The following is a 15,939-nucleotide window of genomic DNA, read 5'->3' on the forward strand; positions in this document are numbered from 1 at the left end:
CCTTGGTTTTCGCGAATCAGTTTGGTCGATAGCTTATGTAGAAAGTCATGCCTTGCGTTGACAATCTTTTCATGAATCTTTGCCACCTTGATTTTAGCTTTGTGCCAATTCGCCCCCCCTTTTTGACGGCGGGACAAGATTCTTTGCCAGTGTGCCAGTTTCTTTTCATACTTCCTGAAAACCTTTGGAGCGTTGATTTTTGTGCCATCCGAAAGGATGGCGAAGTTTTTTAAACCCAAGTCTACTCCGATGAATTTTTCTTTGTCCACCGGAACATAGGGACAGGCACTCATTTCACAAAGGATCGAAACAAAAAACTTCCCGGCGGGGTTCCGCCGGATTGTCGCGGACAGAATTTTCCCCTCGATTTTACGCGATTTTGCAAACTTCACCCATCCCAATTTGGGAAGTTTGATTTGGTTGCCCACTACTTCGATTGTCGGTTTTCCTTTCTTTGGGTAGTTACATTGGCTCGTGTAAGACTGGACGGGATTTTTCCTGCTTTTGAAGCGGGGACGGTCATTTTGTTTCTTGAAGAAACGGGAGAAGGCATCCGCCAAATTTTTCAATGCGTTTTGCAGGGAGGTAGAGTCTGCCTCTTTCAACCATTCCCGCTCTTTCTTCAACTCAGTGAGCAGCTTGGAGCAAGCGTTGTAGGTCCATCCTTTCCCCGTTTGCTCGTACTGTTCATTCCACTTTGCCAGAAAGTAGTTAAAGGTGAACCGGCTGCAACCAATGGATTTGTTAATGAGAGCCTCTTGTTCTTTGGTTGGATACAAACGAAATTTGAATGCCTTGTGCATGGACTCACCTCCTTGTTTGGGTCTCCATGTACTGATTAACAACTTCCAGTGTGACCGTTCCAACGGTCGCAACAAAAGGGATGGGATTCGTGATTTCAGATGTGGAAACTCTTTCCTCAATATTCGCGATGTGTACCCTTTGAGATGTTTAACTGCCCTGTGGATCCCAAACTCCGGGTCACATTGAATGAGCAAATGCACATGATCGGGCATGATCTCCATACTTGAAACGTCACTTCCAGCTCTCTTGCTTTTTCCATGAACAGCTCTTTCAGCCGGTCACTTACAGGCGGAACCAGCACTTTCCGTCGATCCTTGTGACAAAAAACAATATGATACTTGCAATCATATACGACATTTCGATTACTTTGAACCGTTCCCAAATTCATCACCTATTGCCAATTTTACAAACATTCATTAGACATGCACAAGGTATCTAATTGAGGGAACAAAAAAAGCAAAAGATGGTCAGGCTTGCGAGAGGGGGAAAACCATCCCCTCCCTCGCCTGACGCTCGCTCTCATCCCCATAGCTGAAGCCAGGGGTTTTCTCGCTCGCAAAGATATAAAATCGATATTTTTTACGGAACCGGTATCAATGGCTCCGCCGAACACATAAACAAACATGAACAGCATCATCAGCGGCGTTGCGGTTGCCGTGAGGATGGTGTCGATGTTTAATGAATGGCGCATGGAGCGTCCGGTCAAAACGATCGTATCACTGAGTTTAGTCTTGACTGTTGAAATGATCGGCATCAGGCATCTGCCCTTTCATAATTTTCCCCGATAATCGTAAGGAAAACATCCTCCAGTGTCGGTTGTTTTTGCAAACATTCATCCACAGGTATGCCTGCATGTTCAAGCCGATTCAGAATGGCTGTCAATTGCTTTATACTCCCGTCGGTCGTAACCTTAAGCATGTGATGCTCTCTATGAAGATTTACGTAATCCCCACCGAGTATATCGTGTGCCCGATGCACATCTTGTTCATGACGGAACTTCAGTTCAATATGTCCGCGCGGAAGCAACTTTTTTAATTGTGTGGGAGTTCCTTCCGCAACAATTTTTCCTTCATGGAGAATGGCGATCTGGTCGGCAAGCTGTTCGGCCTCTTCCAAATATTGCGTTGTCAGAAATACGGTAGTGCCTGAATGGGCAAGGTTTTTGATAATTTTCCATAATGCGATTCGGCTTTGTGGATCTCATCCGGTGGTTGGTTCGTCAAAAAAGATAACGGGCGGATTGCCGATCAAGCCCATCGCCAGGTCGAGCCGTCTCCGCATCCCGCCGGAATAAGTGGAAACCTTCCGATCGGCGGCGTCAAGTAACTGGACCTGTTCAAGCAGCTCATCCGCCTTTTTATTCGCATCAGGAAGATGGCGCAGTTTGCCGATCATGCGCAAATTCTCCCTTCCGGTTAACAAAGGGTCGACTGCTGCGTACTGTCCGGTCAAACTGATTTTTTCCCGTACCCGATCCGATTGGCGGACAACATCAAATCCACAAATCTCCACCTTTCCCTTGTCGGGCTTGAGCAAGGTGGTAAGGATTTTAACCGTTGTCGTTTTCCCCGCACCATTGGAGCCAAGCAAGGCAAAAATACTTCCCTTTTGTACAGTCAAATCAATTTTCTTCAGCACTTTCAAATTCTTATAGGACTTTTCAAGCCCATTGACTGAAATAACGGTATTCGTTTGCATCATTTGGTTCCTCCTGATAAAAACGCCATTACTCCTTAGGGAACTTACGCTCCGGACCGTTCATTTGGCGGAAACTAAATGACGGTGACATTTGTCAAATTTGCCTTATAACCTTTCAAAATAGCATAAGTCAACTTATCCATCGTCGCACCGTCAAAAATAGCGTCTTTTACCTTCGTTTTAAAAGAAACATTTCTAAAAACGGCATTTTTAAAAGAGGTTCCCTTTAACCCGGCAAAATCAAAAACAGTACCCGTAAAAATTTGATTATCAAAACAGATCCCGGACAAATCTGTATAGCTAAAATCCGTATTCGTGAGAATGCATTGATTAAACGTGGCTCCTCTCAGGTCGCACCATGTCAATTTTGCTCCAGTAAGATTGGCGCAATCAAACGTTACCTGTCTCAAATCACTGCTGTTAAAGGAACTATTTGTTAAATCTGAACCACTAAAATCTGATCCTTTTAAAGCACAGGATTTAAAGTTTCCATTGTGCAATGTAACGCCTTTAAAATCGGAATTTCGCAGATCTGTTTCTGAAAAATCCCTTAACACCGTCTGCTTCAGCTCTCTTGTCTTTTCAGTGATACTGTCGATGATCTCTGAGATATCTCCAATGGAGCTGATAGTCATACGGTAAGCAGCTTCGTCGTCATAACCCTGCTTTTGCAAATCATTCAGCTTCTCCTGCAAATCAATCAACAACTCTTCTTTCAATTCCTTCACCGGTTGCAAATCCTCGTAGGGTGAAAATAAGCTATCCAAATATTTCTTTAATTTTTCACTCATTTTTATGGCCACCTTCCTCTTGTAATAATCGATCCAGAATACGTTTGGTGAGCTCCCAATTTTTTTTGTTTTCCAAATAGGTTTTTCTCCCCTGATCGGTCAGCCTGTAGTACTTCCTCCGTCCGCCTTGCGTCGCTTCACCCCAATATGAAGTGATACAACCGTTTTTCTCAAGCCTCTTCAGGCTTGAATACATCGTTGCCTCTTTCAGTTCATACTCCCCACCGGAGATAGAATGGATTAATTTCGAGATTTCATACCCATATTTATCTCCGCCCATCAATAACTTCAAAATAATCGTATCTGTATGTCCTCTTAGTAAATCCGAGGAGACTTCATGATTGACCATAGTGTCACCTCCATAGTACTACTATAAAACACAGTACTATGATCGTCAAGGTATTATTACGATTAATTTACCTTTGACATCATTATATAATGATTGTCATAATTTGGCGACGTAACCAAAGTCAGCCTTCAACTTCTCACGCATTCAGCAAGTATAACCTCGGATGTTTGAATGCGAATCGAACGGTCAGAATGAGGAACATTTACCTCAAACAAAGTCGATTGAATTACCGGTTTCTCCCTTTTACTCCCATCTTACGCATTGACCCGATAGCGAATGTATGTTCTAATATAGGAAGTGTTTGTTTCTTCGAAAATAAGGAGGAGAAACTCATGGGTGGAAAAATCAAAAAATCACAACAAATTTGTGGTTTGATTCACAAGCAGAAGAGGCTGCAACGTTTTACGTCATTATTCAACACCAGTGAGTGATATGTAAAATAAATTCGTTTGAAAGGAATCCTTATGCGAAGACACATAGCCAACTTGTTTGTTGTGATGACAAGTGCAGTTTTCATCTTGATTTTTACTATCTTTTACTTCTATGACTGGTACATACTTGTTGGAAAAAGTATGCTTCCTACATTTCAGGAAAGAGACATCGTACTTGTTAACACTCAAACTGAAAGGTTCAAAAGAGGGGATCTTATACTTTTTGACTTTAAGTTTAAAGGAAAGAGCATACACTTTAATAAAAGAATTGTCGGTTTACCCGGTGATCAAGTAGAAGCCAAAGGCCAACAATTACTGGTTAATGGGAAACCATTTTATTCGATGGCAAACTTACCAGGAAGAAACGTTTCTGACTTCAAGTCCGTAAAAGTTCCTCAGGGACATATTTTCGTAATGGGAGATAATACAGATCAGAGCATTGATAGCCGTATGTTTGGACCCATTCCTATGAACCGGATCATTGGACGAATAGATATAATCATATTTCCCTTTTCCAGATTAAAATTTTTATGATTTTTCCATTTTATTGTATTAATCGAAAGAGACTGACTGTATAATATCATTAGAACTAATTTGAAAAGGAGAATAAATACGATGATGGGCTTTTTAAGTTTCGTTTTAAAAGAGCCTCGTCAAACCCTGCGTGATATTCTTGAATCTTCTTTCTCTACATTTATGTGGTTGGCTCCTCTGGCTTTCTTGGGCGGTATTTACGATATGTTCGATAATTCAATTCGAGTCAGTAACGGAGACAAAATGAGTTTAATGGAAATTATTATCCTGTGTATGGGCTTTGGAATCATTTGGGGAGTCCTTTCATGGCTTTTGGAGGCGGCATTGTTACTGGGCTTTGGCCGTTTGTTCTCCGGGACGGCAACCTGGAGGGATACGCTGACGGCTACAGCCTGGGGAAGAGCTCCACTCGTCATTTCTCTTCTCTTGTTCTTTCTCCCGATGATGCTGACTTTTGGGGTTGGAATGTTTCAATCCGAGAGTCCGACCAATGCGGTACAGGATGTGCTGGGTTTTTTGTACACTGTGATCTATCTGGTGCTTTTCGTATTTTACTATTATCTCAATAGTCATTTCGTTGCAGAAGTCCATGAGTTTGCTTCTGCCTGGAAGGGGTTCGGGGTGTTCATTCTTTCTAAACTCGTCTATTTCATAGTGATTGTCCTGCTGTTTCTTTTGGTTGGCTTGTAGGAACTTACCTCTATAACAGAAGAAAGGAGGTTCTTTTTTTGCCTCAATGGATCAGAAAATTGGGAAGAGTGCTAAGCGGGAGAAAAGGTTCTCCCTCCTTGGAATATGTGATCATCATTGCGGCAGGGGCCATACTTGCAGGGATTCTGGTTGCGCTTTTACAAGATGAGCGATCCATCTCCAATCTGTTAAAAGAAAAAGTGGAACAAGCGATTGATGGCAAAAACATCCCCAACCCTCCATCTCCTCAGAACCCTGATCTTCAACTTCATCATCCCCCTTTGCCGGAGGAAGGCAAAACAACACAAACACCTATAAATACGGCAAATACCAATCAAGCATCATCCCCAAGCTTAAAAGACCGGATATTAAACTTTATCGTTCCTCCTCCAGGTCAATCGGCCGAAGAAACGTTATTTAAAATTCTGCGGTTTACCAATCCGGGACTTAATAATTTAGCCCGAATGACCGACAACTCGGTATGGCTGGCCAACAAATGGGATCCATCAGGAAATGAAAAGGTAAACATTTTCGGACATGAACTTCCGGTAAAGAAACGTTCGGTGATTGACTTCGTTGTTGACCTGAACCCAGGTAAAAGTCTGGAAGAAGCAATGACGGGGAAGAACCGGATCACCGGTGAAAAACTAAGCGGATTTGATCGGGTGATTGCCGGAATAGGAAGCATTCCGCTTCCGGGTGAAGGACTGGCAGCCAAAGTAATCGGAAAATATGCGATCAAACCATTGGGCAAACATGTATTCGAGCCTGCCGCCAAAGGAATCGCCAAAAAACTGGATCGTTTATTAGGAAAAACCCAAAAGAAGATTGACGACTTTAAACGAAAACTGGACGATAAGATCGCGTGTAGCGCAGATGAAGAATGTCCTGAAATTAATAAATGGGCAGAAGAGCAAAGGAAAAAAATAGATGAGGATCCGGATCTGTCTGAAGAAGAGAAAAGAGAGTTAAAGGAATTATATGAACAGGAAAGAAAACAGAAGCAGGAAGAATGGAGAAAAGAGAAAGCCGAAATAGCTGAGAAACAAAGAAAGGAACGAGAGGCAAAAGCGAAAGAAGAGGCTAAAAACGCAAAATGGACACCTCATGGCGGAAAACATGTCCCCCCACCAAATAAAAGTTTTAAAGAAATTATTGAGATGACTAAAAACGGCAAACCAGCAAAGTATAAGCCTGGCATTGATATAGAGAAAATAGAAAGGGAAGCTTGGGAAAAGGGAATTGAAGTTAACCCGGGGGAAGGAAAAGGGACAAGGTGGAAAATTATCGAGTTAGATGAAGTTGTAGGTGCCAGTGACGGACAAAAAACGAAATATATGCGTGTGGAATATTCAGCGAATACCATTCATGGACATCCGATTACTGAGTCCGAATATAAAAAATTACTAAAAAGAAAGTTATACTAGTAAAAGGTGATCTAGCATGATGATTGATGAAATAAATTTCAATCCTGGTGAAATTGTCTACAATGATTTCCATGTCAAAACCGATGTTCCTCTTGATCAACAAGTATTTTCGTTAAAAGAAGATATGCTTCAAGTTCATTTTCAAGAAGGGAAATATCTCATCGATGTGGGATGGTATCCCAGTTTTGAAGAGAACGGCAGGTTTAAGGTGTTTGTAATTGAAAATTTTGATTGGGAAAAACCTTTGTTGGAAGAGGAAAGCTACAGTATAAACGAGTTGAAAATGGCATTAGAGAAAGCCATTCAGTTCATTAAAACAAAGATGCTATAGTTGACTCGGTTTTCTGATTACCTGTTCCTTTCTACATGAAGTATATTTCGAGTGGTCTTCCCTAAAAGGTTTATTCAATACTTGACTTCGCTCAACTCCATTACTCTTTCAGTCATTTTCTGCTAAAATCTTACAGTCCCGTTTTTCACATTTTGTTTTGATCCTAACAAAAAAATATGATTCAGTTGTGATACACATCATGGACGGTTTGCAGTATGTGATAAAAAAGGAAAGCATTTAGGCGAAGTTGACTTTGGTTTAGAACACTCAAAACCAGCTGACACTAAAGGTCATCATGATATTAGGATGAAGAAGATGGATGTGGCGAGCAGCGACTTAATACGAGAAATAGAAACCATGTATTCAACGATGACTGACGAGGAGTATCTAAGACTCTGTAAAAGCCGTTTGAGCCTTCCTTCTCAATTTTATGGAATCCTGGATCCAGGAGAGTGTCAAGTAACCGAAATTTTTGCGGATGAGGTTTGGCCATCCATTAGATGGGACTTTGATTTTAATAAAGTAAATCACGGGGATACGATTTTCTCTTTCTCTACAAAGCTGTGTATATCCAAGCTCATGCCCGTTTTTTACATCGAACATCAATTTCAAGTCGAGGTAAAAACTACTTTTTTACATGAACCCACTCTTGATGGATGTTCAAATCAACCCTATTCAAAAAGACAAGTGGATCTTCATTCTCGTTTGAGTGAGGTTCTCAAGAAGTCGGGATATAAAGAAATCAATTTTGCTGAGGCAAGCTCTGTCATATGCAGTCTTTCGATGCCGGTAAACCGTATATTTGGCGATCAAGTGACAGTTGAATATGCTCTCTTTCACGATGTAAAAGATCTTTGTCCGTAAAGAACCGTTCAATCTCTACAAACATGAGCCCGGTTTATACAAGAACCGGGCCTTTCTATGAAAATCTCTCATCGGACTAGCTCCTTTTTCCGGAGCACCAGTGATCCGTTTCCATAAGATATGTATAGTAGACTGGAGAAAATATGTTTGTGATTTAGTATAATTTCAATGATTATTATCGGGCGGCATCTCACATAAAACCAACTCAATTTCGCTCGCGTAAGGGAGAATGCTGTTTGACAGGTGTAAACTTCCTCTTTGTTTGTGATCATGGCGATGTTCAGCCCTGTTTTTTATGTATGATTTCAACCATTCCAAACCCTTGCGACCCGTAACTGCCAAGCCCCGACTGGTAGATCACTTCTTGCACTTTGGGCGGAGCATCAATGGTGAGCGGGATTTGGTAACCTTTAATGTTCTTGTCCTTATACTTGACAAGAACGGCCGCTTTGTTCAGATTAAATGCGGCCGGATCGATCAGGCTGATGTGAATATTCACCTCCTGCGGAAGTTCTTCCCCCCACCGGATGGCATACCAATTGCGAATCGACCGGCGCAATCCATCGTAAAATGGACTCTCCAACGGATGGCAATAATGAAGTTTTTTCTCTCTTTGGATGGGAACGACAATCGGACTCAAAGCGATGTAGGACATAGTTTCCGAAAAGCGTTTAGGTTCCTCCAGTTGTACATCCACCAGCGGGATTTTCGCATCGGCAAGTTGCAGATTTCCCAGGCTTCTGATCCCTTCCACCAGGCGCCGAATGATTTCCGGGTAAATGGAATCCGCTTTAAAGGTGAGCATGCCTTTCACTTTCATGCAAGCCCGCAGGTTGTTCCTGCATTCAAAACGGGGCCGTGAAAAGACAAGCGGCTTATAAGACCTTCTTTGAAACGCAATGCCTTCATTATGCAACCAATCGGCCAACCCGGGATCTGCCTGTTTGATGCACCGCAAAAGATAACTGCTGATCAGGTAGTTCAGATCGTAGGGAAGAGAGATTTCTTCATTGATAAAAAAACGGGCTTCCATTCGCATAAAGGTTTTCCAGCTCTTTCTGTCTCATTTTCTTCTATGATACCATGAAGGGGAACAGACGGATTCGGCTTATGACTGAACCATGTAAAAATGGCTCCGGGTTGCCAAGTCTGTGAACCCCCCGGCTATTTTGCAGGATGGGAGGTTTACAGACTTTTTTGCTTTGGGATATAATGCTAATATCTGATAAAACTGAATTCCGCTTACGGGTTTGAGTTGAATCCATGGTGGAATTGAAACACACGATAGTTTTCTATCATAACGAAACTGGAGGAAGTTTGAGTTGAATCCATGGTGGAATTGAAACCTCCAAGAAAACTCTGACCTTACTGTTACAGTCCTTGTTTGAGTTGAATCCATGGTGGAATTGAAACATTCGCAACCCAATCCAGTCGAAGAATCACCCGGTCGTTTGAGTTGCATCCAAAGTGGAATTGAAACAGCATAATCCGTTGTCACTCCCCTCCCGAGGAGTTTTCGTTTAGGTTCTATTCAAAGTGAATTGAAACGTGAAGTTCACATCACAGAAGATAAAGTCTTGAAATTTAACCCCCCCCTATAACCAGCGGCTTCCGTTCTGCTTGCCGGAACGGCTGCATAAAATAAAGGCCGATTCTCCACCATTTGGAGAGTCGGCCTTTTTACCATTGCCATGATTATGGCGCTCTACCGCTTGTCCACTTTTTCAAACCGTCCGTAGCCAACGGCGGTCTTTGCTCCTGCACCGATCCACATCAACGCTTCTTGCAGCCAGTTTATAACGTTCTCTGCATCTTCGCGGTCTTGTGCGTTTTCCGGTCTGCGGGGAGCGATGGAAAAGATGAACTCCTGATTTTTTCCGACGACCAGAAAAGGAATCGGAACCGGTGCATACCAGTCCACAGGGGGCGTATTTCTGTTCCGGGGGTCCTTATAATATTCACTAAAATGCGGGGTCATGATATCGGGCTCCAGCTGTACCGGTCCGGCGGGAAGGGCATCGAAAAAGATCACGCTGCCCGCCTGGCTGTCCGGGGACTTTGTATCCGGACCGAAGATCCGTTTAATGTCTTTGGATTTTTCCGCTTGCTCTTTTTTCACCCATTCCGTCACCCAGGCGCGCACCAGTCCTTTGACGGAAGAGCCGGGCAGATAAGCGGTTCCCAGAATAGGATGCCAGGCGAATCCGTTCTCCACCGGATTGGAGCGGCCCAGGCCGGTCACAAAGCGGCTGGTCGTGTGCAGATGCAGTTGATAACCGGCCTGCCCCTCGATCAATCGGCTCATACGGTTGGTGAACTCCCGGATCTGCTCCAGGTCCCCAACCCTGTCGGTCCCGATCCATTTGTTTTTATCAATTTTGAGATTATCCCTTTCTCTATACCAACAATCGCAAAACTTTTCATACCACAGTCCGGCGTGCGACTCCTTGGGGCGCTTTTCCGAAGAAACCACGTTTTCCCGGGCTTCCGGGTAGAGGGGGAGAAAGTATGACAGGGATTTACTTTTCTCCGGGTATTTTCTTTTCTCCCGGGATTTCATTGGCTTTCCCCCTCCGATTTCTTCAAATAGGCGACCGACAGTTTTTTATGCCACTCCAGCCATGCCAGCGCTTCTGCCAGCGCCCATTGATAACGTCTGCGATCATTGGACACGATGGCTTCCAGCAAATCAGCCGCGCCCGGATAAGGAGCTTTTTCATCATCCCGGCACAGCCAGCTTTGCAAATCCTGATAAACCAGTCGATGTGGATCTTCTTTTTTGTCCTTCGCCGCCGCCAGCAATTGGGCCAGAGCTTGTCCCAATCCGTTGGAGAGGATGTCGGCGGGCAGTCGCACCACATATCCTGCGTAATCGTCCGCAAATTGCCCGTTGCCTTGGTTTTTATGCTTTTTCTCGATTTCCTTTACTCTTTCCAAGGAATGCATCGCCCGTTTCTGATCCAGTGTATGGTCCACCTTCGCACCTCCTTACGCCTTCACCGCAGTGATCAACCAGCCTTGTCCGACTGTTTCATTGCCTCCCGCCTGCAAATAGGGGTGTCTTTTCAAATGATCTTTTATTTTTTCCAGCACTCCCTCACCCTTTCCGGGCCGCTCCAAAATCAGGCTGTACAGCAAGGTATCCGGAGGGAGTGTTTCTTCAAACCATAAATTTTGGCTCTTTTTCGTTCCGTTTTCCAGTTGGTTGCGGGCCTGAATGGGCAGGCCGAAATGGGCGAAGTGGGAAAAGTCGTCATCATGGAGAATGGCAAGTTGGCGAACCAGTCTGTTCTTCACTGATTCGTGTTTAATCAGGAACGAAAGATGGCCAGCCACGGTTTCCATCACTTGAGGTACGGGAATCGGCTCAAAGGAAAGCTCTTCAAGGAATATCGTGTCCGCCTCGTCGGCGGTTAGGATCTTGCCCTGATCAATCCCGGGTAACTCAGGGAATTCAAACGAGCCCCCGATCAATTGCAGATCCCGCTGGTACCGTTCCAACAGGTACGGACAGGTGATCCAGCGGTAATGACCGGTCAGGGAGCGGATCGGGAGCAGCAAAATCCTGGCATCGGTAATCCCCACCCCGCCCGCCGATTCGCTGTTGCCAAAAACTTCGTCCACGATCTCCGGTTGCTCTTGCTCCGCCTTGTCCCGGAGAGCCCCTTTTAAGCCTGAGCCGGGAATCACCGGAAAACCGGTGGTCGCCTCCCTGGCAACCGGCTGATCAATGCCTGTATGCGATTGTCCGGCGCCCGGATGAACCGGCGTTTCTGCCAGCATGCCCAAGATAAAACCTTTCATTTATGATTCCTCCTGTTTCTTCCAGATTCCGACCACCATCTGTCCCATTCCGTATTCTGTCTTCATCCCGCTGAAGGAACCGTGCAGATGCTCAATTTCTTCCCGAAGCTCCGGCGGGGCTTCAAAAAACCAGGTGGACCCGGCCGGGAGGATGGGCGTTAAAGGACGGGGGCAATTATGTTTCAAATCCCAGCCTCCCATTGTTCCCGCTTTACCCATGCACGCCGAAACACATCGTCCCGGAACACCCAGTGGCCCGTTCCGAATCACATCTTGAGGATTCTCGTACTGTCCCGGTGTCAGAAGCGAAACGGTAAATCGCACGATCCCGTCCTTCGCTGTTACGATCTCCGGCATGGCGGGAAACGGGTTTTCCCGGCACTCATCGCCAATCTCCACACGGGCAAATCTCCCTTCCCCGCCCAGCGGGAGTCCCAGCATGCCGGACGGATGCCAGCTGTCGGGGATTCCGTCCACTTTCACGATCACTTCCAATTTCCGGCTCGGGCGGATCTGCGTCAGTGTGTACAAATGTTTATCTTCTGCCTGACGGGTTTGGCGGTTCCGCCTGATCCCGATTTTTTGCTCTTCCTTCCATAACTGATCCGGAAAGATCAGATGTTCTTCCCGCACCTCCTGATGGGCCAGCACCGCTTCAAGCCCTTCCCGCGTCAACCATGCGGACAACGGTTTTCCGTCTTTGCGGGAGATTTCCGGCAGCAAAACTTTCCCCAGATCACACTCCACCTCATTTCCCGGGACCAGCCGCGCAAAGCTCCATTTCCCCTGGGAATCCTGTTTTCCCACCAATTGCGACGGCGGGACAAAAAGACACTTCCCTTCAAACCGAAGGTAAGGCCCTTCCAGTTTCAACTGCCCCAGTGAATCAGGATCGCCCAGTTCAGGAGGAAATGGCTTGCCGTTGTCAGGGGTCCATCCCTGCTTCCGGGCCAAACAGGTGCGAATGGCTCCCTGCAAGGGCATGATCGACGGAGGAAACAGCGTTGCCGGGGGCACCGAGCCGGTTTCCCCTTCGTTAAAAGGAGTGCCGTCACGGAAAAACAACGTGTCCAATGCCCGAAACGCCCAGATTTTGCCCATCATTCGTCTCCTCCTTTCTGAGCCAAAAACCGCACCAGCAATGCCCCGTCAACAAGAAACTCCCCTTCCTCGACGCGGACGAGTTTATGTTCATCCCGCCGGGAACGGAAACAGAGATCCAGCAGCTTTTTGATCCTTGCTTCCGCTTCTTTCGTGCCGATTCCCTTCTCCGTCCCTTTGATCCTGAGATAATCTGCCGTGATAAGGCGGGTCAGAATCTCCCGATTTTTCCTGGAATCCTGTGAAAAAGCAGGGGAACCCTCATACAGCTTTTTTAACTTGTACACAAAACGGCCGGAGAAAAAAGCTTCATCTTCATCAGTGCGAAACTCTTCCGCCAGCTGCTCGAGGCGGGTGGCGTGCTCGGGATGATCCCGGTCGATCACTACATCCCAGGGGGCAGACCATTCCAGGACAGCACCTGATCTTTTCCACACCCCGACAGCCAGGGAGTCCCGTCCGGTCTTGTCCTTGGCAACCTCGTCCAGCAGTTTCCGCCCGTACTCCAGCACCTTTTGCAAAGGGAGAAAATAGTGGGCATAGACGATGGACGCCGAGATGGTAGCAACCTGGTGCTTGTCATAAGCCCGATTGATGTCTCGAAAATGATCCATATAAGCCTGTCGCAGTTTGACAGCGGCGGAAAGAACCCGCTCTCTGGTGAACATCGCCAGCACATCATCCCCGCCGGCATAAATGGTGACACCATGATGCTTTTTCACACATTCGGCCACGCCGGCTGCAAAGTTCGCTACCGCCTGGCTGATTTGCTTTTTGTTGTCGCTTTTTTGCAGCAAATTCCCCAGGCCGTCGCCATCCATAAAGAGCAGTGCGTAATAAGGCTGGGGTTCTCCCTGCACCGCCTCCGTTAAACGCCTGTACTCTTCCAGCAATGCGTCCACGCGTTCAGAGCCGATGCTATTCCGGAATTTTTCCAGTTCATGCGGAAAGAAGATTCTGCCCTCCAATTGCGAAAAGGGCTTTAACTCCGGTTCCGCTTCCGCCCGCTGGTAAATATGGGGAAAAAGATGTTTTGGATTGATTTTCGGAAGCTCGCAGTCCCTGGCGACCTCAGCCAAGCGTTTGGCTTCGTCTTTTGCCTTTTCCATCGTCTCTTCGATCCACGGAAGCGCCGCAAGATGAGAGGTGGAAGGAAAGTATTTGGCCTGCCGTGGAAAGTCCCATCCCAACGCTTGTTTAGACACGAGCGGATACAGGCGTTTGATCAGCGCGATGGCACTTAACCGCTCGTTTTCCGCCAGTTCAAAGGATGGTAACCGCTCTCTCAGCTCCTTCCAAAATTTCTCTTGCTGCTGACGTTCGTGTTTCCTGTTGCGCAGATAACCGGACAATTCTTGCAAATGCGGCATCAACGTGCATTTATCCCCCGGCTCTATAGTGGGAACAAAGCTGCGCCAGGCTTTTCTGCGGTCAAGCAAGCCGCCGTCTTCTCCGATCACCCAGGTGATCTCCCAACAGTGACAGACTTGACGGTTCCAAATCTCCCGTGTTCCATTTCCGTAACGCTCGACCCTGGCCACCGCATACTCCCAGACCGCGTCCGCCATCCTTCTCCATGCGGCTTTCACGGCTTCCACACATTCTTCGGGCTGGAAGCCGTCCGGAATCATGGCTGTAAAGCGGTTGGGAAGGGTCCCGATCCAGGGCCCTTTTTCCACTGGCGGGCGGTAAATCGCCTGTAACAGGGGGTTTTGAAAATGAGATTCGCCGCTCTGGTCCTTGGATTGGCCAATAAAGGGAAAAACAATCGACCCGCCCTGTTCGATCACATACATCATGGCCCGCCCGGACAGATACGAGAGCAAAAAAGAACCGGCGAGCAGATCGCGGGTTCGGCGGGATTGGGCGATAAATCCCTGGACAGGACCGATCGTGAATTGCAAGGTTCTCACTTATCAGGTCACCTCCTGGAAACCTTCACCGATCAAATATTCAGCAAATGCATCCAGCGCATTTCCTGTAGGCGGGTTCAGTCGCTCCGGCTTTTTTTTCTGGTTTCCTATCTTTTCTTCACGCACGAGATCCGGAAAAGGAGGGACAGTCAGGATGGAAAAGAACGGATAATACTGATCCCCTATGGTTATCACCCGCAACCAAACCGGGGAAGCGATCCGGTTAAATCTTTTCGGTCTGATGGTCACCGTCGGCCCTTCCTTTTGCCTGGCCGGGATGATCATCGGCAGTCCCAGCGCCAACCGATCCCGTTTATGGTTCTGACGGAACGACCGGAGACAACTGACCCCCGACGCCAGGGCATCGTTCCAACACGTATAACCATTCTCTGCCAGATAAAAGGAGGCACCGGAAACCAAAGGATGGGTGACTTCGGAATGTTTCTCCGGCCAGTCCAGAATCTTGTCCAATCCCTGTACAAACTTGCTCTTCCACTCTTCGGGGGATTTCGCCTGATCGGCGATGGGCAGTTGGCGGAGCAGATCTTGAACCATTGTATTTTCCCCATCATATTGCCACTCTTCCAGCGCCACCGTTCCAAATCCCCTTCGCGAACGGGTTCCCAGGGAGCCGATCTGCCCCAGCAGCCAGACACTGGAGATCAACGCTTTCCAAAAAGACACAGCCTCTTTATTACGAACGGGCCGCATCAGAAACTGAATCGAAAATTTATTGCCCGGCAACCAGTACGGCCTGTTTTCTTTTATAGAATAAGTGATATAATTCAGGCCGATGAACCAGCGGTTACGTTTGCTGAAATGACTGTGTCGCAAATTCCGAACGTCTTCTTTCATCAAAAAGGCCGCTTGTCCGGCTGATGAGCCCGAGCCGCCGAAGATCTTCTCTTCCCAGGTGCATCCTTTGCCATTATCCGCGTTTTGGTTATATCTGCCGTCAACGGCTCGATACCAGTACCGCAAGGCTCCTTTAATGGATGGCAGGCGCAGTTCCGCCTGCTGAGGATCCGCGCCAGACATAAACATCGGTGTAACGATCCGGTATGTAACCGTCAATCTCTCCACCAATCTCTCCACTCAACCACCTCTTCATTACAGAATTGAACTTTTTCATCAATAATTGTAATATATATTAATTTTGAGTATTTTTCTATAAAGGGTGTACAAAAATTTCATGTAAGATC

General features: G+C 46.5%; 17 protein-coding genes and 2 pseudogenes. 6 read left to right on the forward strand and 13 right to left on the reverse strand.

Annotated elements, in window-relative coordinates; translation table 11 throughout:
- From BMW55_RS16560 to BMW55_RS16585, 6 genes and pseudogenes are all read right to left on the reverse strand, one after another.
- A partial coding sequence (locus BMW55_RS16560; protein WP_089972187.1) for an RNA-guided endonuclease TnpB family protein occupies positions 1-803 on the reverse strand: 803 nt, incomplete at its 3' end.
- 4 nt (positions 804-807) lie between these two features.
- Positions 808-1,192 (reverse strand): annotated as a pseudogene (gene tnpA / locus BMW55_RS16565) (IS200/IS605 family transposase).
- A gap of 15 nt (positions 1,193-1,207) precedes the next feature.
- Positions 1,208-1,558, reverse strand: coding sequence for a hypothetical protein (locus tag BMW55_RS16570; protein ID WP_089972190.1), 351 nt, complete (start codon positions 1,556-1,558; stop codon positions 1,208-1,210).
- Positions 1,558-2,502 (reverse strand): annotated as a pseudogene (locus tag BMW55_RS16575) (ATP-binding cassette domain-containing protein). Before BMW55_RS16575 ends, BMW55_RS16570 begins: the two are co-directional and overlap by 1 nt.
- Before the next feature lie 74 nt (positions 2,503-2,576).
- Positions 2,577-3,293, reverse strand: a complete 717-nt coding sequence (locus BMW55_RS16580) for a pentapeptide repeat-containing protein (RefSeq protein WP_089972193.1) — start codon at positions 3,291-3,293, stop codon at positions 2,577-2,579.
- A complete protein-coding gene (locus BMW55_RS16585) occupies positions 3,286-3,642 on the reverse strand; it encodes a PadR family transcriptional regulator (RefSeq protein ID WP_089972196.1) in 357 nt (118 codons plus the stop codon). The genes BMW55_RS16580 and BMW55_RS16585 overlap by 8 nt, the downstream gene beginning before the upstream one ends.
- A gap of 364 nt (positions 3,643-4,006) precedes the next feature.
- Between BMW55_RS16585 and BMW55_RS20000 the strand changes: the two genes are divergently transcribed.
- The 6 genes from BMW55_RS20000 to BMW55_RS16615 all read left to right on the forward strand — a co-directional run bounded on the left by BMW55_RS20000 (position 4,007) and on the right by BMW55_RS16615 (position 7,919).
- Positions 4,007-4,069: a hypothetical protein gene (locus BMW55_RS20000; RefSeq protein WP_425283879.1), complete on the forward strand. Its 63-nt coding sequence runs from the start codon at positions 4,007-4,009 to the stop codon at positions 4,067-4,069.
- A gap of 37 nt (positions 4,070-4,106) precedes the next feature.
- On the forward strand, positions 4,107-4,607 hold the full coding sequence (lepB, locus tag BMW55_RS20005; RefSeq protein WP_089972198.1) for a signal peptidase I: 501 nt from the start codon (positions 4,107-4,109) through the stop codon (positions 4,605-4,607).
- An 81-nt stretch (positions 4,608-4,688) separates the two neighbouring features.
- Positions 4,689-5,297 carry a YIP1 family protein gene (locus BMW55_RS16600; protein WP_089972200.1) on the forward strand — a complete coding sequence of 203 codons (609 nt, stop codon included), beginning with the start codon at positions 4,689-4,691 and terminating at the stop codon, positions 5,295-5,297.
- A gap of 200 nt (positions 5,298-5,497) precedes the next feature.
- Positions 5,498-6,724, forward strand: coding sequence for a pre-toxin TG domain-containing protein (locus BMW55_RS16605; protein ID WP_139179534.1), 1,227 nt, complete (start codon positions 5,498-5,500; stop codon positions 6,722-6,724).
- 16 nt (positions 6,725-6,740) lie between these two features.
- The gene (locus BMW55_RS16610; RefSeq protein WP_089972204.1) at positions 6,741-7,055 is read left to right on the forward strand and encodes a hypothetical protein; all 315 of its coding nucleotides are present in this window, start codon (positions 6,741-6,743) and stop codon (positions 7,053-7,055) included.
- Between the two features lie 315 nt (positions 7,056-7,370).
- On the forward strand, positions 7,371-7,919 hold the full coding sequence (locus tag BMW55_RS16615) for a hypothetical protein (protein ID WP_089972206.1): 549 nt from the start codon (positions 7,371-7,373) through the stop codon (positions 7,917-7,919).
- 280 nt (positions 7,920-8,199) lie between these two features.
- On the opposite strand, the gene cas6 is transcribed toward BMW55_RS16615, so the two are convergent.
- The 7 genes from cas6 to cmr1 all read right to left on the reverse strand — a co-directional run bounded on the left by cas6 (position 8,200) and on the right by cmr1 (position 15,832).
- Positions 8,200-8,958 carry a CRISPR-associated endoribonuclease Cas6 gene (gene cas6 / locus BMW55_RS16620; RefSeq protein ID WP_089972210.1) on the reverse strand — a complete coding sequence of 253 codons (759 nt, stop codon included), beginning with the start codon at positions 8,956-8,958 and terminating at the stop codon, positions 8,200-8,202.
- A 666-nt stretch (positions 8,959-9,624) separates the two neighbouring features.
- Positions 9,625-10,479 carry a type III-B CRISPR module RAMP protein Cmr6 gene (gene cmr6 / locus BMW55_RS16625; protein ID WP_089972213.1) on the reverse strand — a complete coding sequence of 285 codons (855 nt, stop codon included), beginning with the start codon at positions 10,477-10,479 and terminating at the stop codon, positions 9,625-9,627.
- A complete protein-coding gene (gene cmr5, locus BMW55_RS16630; protein WP_089972217.1) occupies positions 10,476-10,895 on the reverse strand; it encodes a type III-B CRISPR module-associated protein Cmr5 in 420 nt (139 codons plus the stop codon). Before cmr5 ends, cmr6 begins: the two co-directional genes overlap by 4 nt.
- A gap of 12 nt (positions 10,896-10,907) precedes the next feature.
- Positions 10,908-11,723: a type III-B CRISPR module RAMP protein Cmr4 gene (gene cmr4, locus BMW55_RS16635; RefSeq protein WP_089972221.1), complete on the reverse strand. Its 816-nt coding sequence runs from the start codon at positions 11,721-11,723 to the stop codon at positions 10,908-10,910.
- Positions 11,724-12,824, reverse strand: a complete 1,101-nt coding sequence (locus BMW55_RS16640) for a type III-B CRISPR module-associated Cmr3 family protein (RefSeq protein ID WP_170839992.1) — start codon at positions 12,822-12,824, stop codon at positions 11,724-11,726.
- Positions 12,824-14,737 carry a type III-B CRISPR-associated protein Cas10/Cmr2 gene (gene cas10, locus BMW55_RS16645; RefSeq protein ID WP_089972228.1) on the reverse strand — a complete coding sequence of 638 codons (1,914 nt, stop codon included), beginning with the start codon at positions 14,735-14,737 and terminating at the stop codon, positions 12,824-12,826. The genes BMW55_RS16640 and cas10 overlap by 1 nt, the downstream gene beginning before the upstream one ends.
- A 3-nt stretch (positions 14,738-14,740) precedes the next feature.
- Positions 14,741-15,832, reverse strand: a complete 1,092-nt coding sequence (gene cmr1 / locus BMW55_RS16650) for a type III-B CRISPR module RAMP protein Cmr1 (protein WP_089972232.1) — start codon at positions 15,830-15,832, stop codon at positions 14,741-14,743.
- Positions 15,833-15,939: the final 107 nt, after the last annotated feature.

It is taken from the genome of Lihuaxuella thermophila, from assembly GCF_900110165.1.
GTDB lineage: Bacteria > Bacillota > Bacilli > Thermoactinomycetales > Thermoactinomycetaceae > Lihuaxuella > Lihuaxuella thermophila.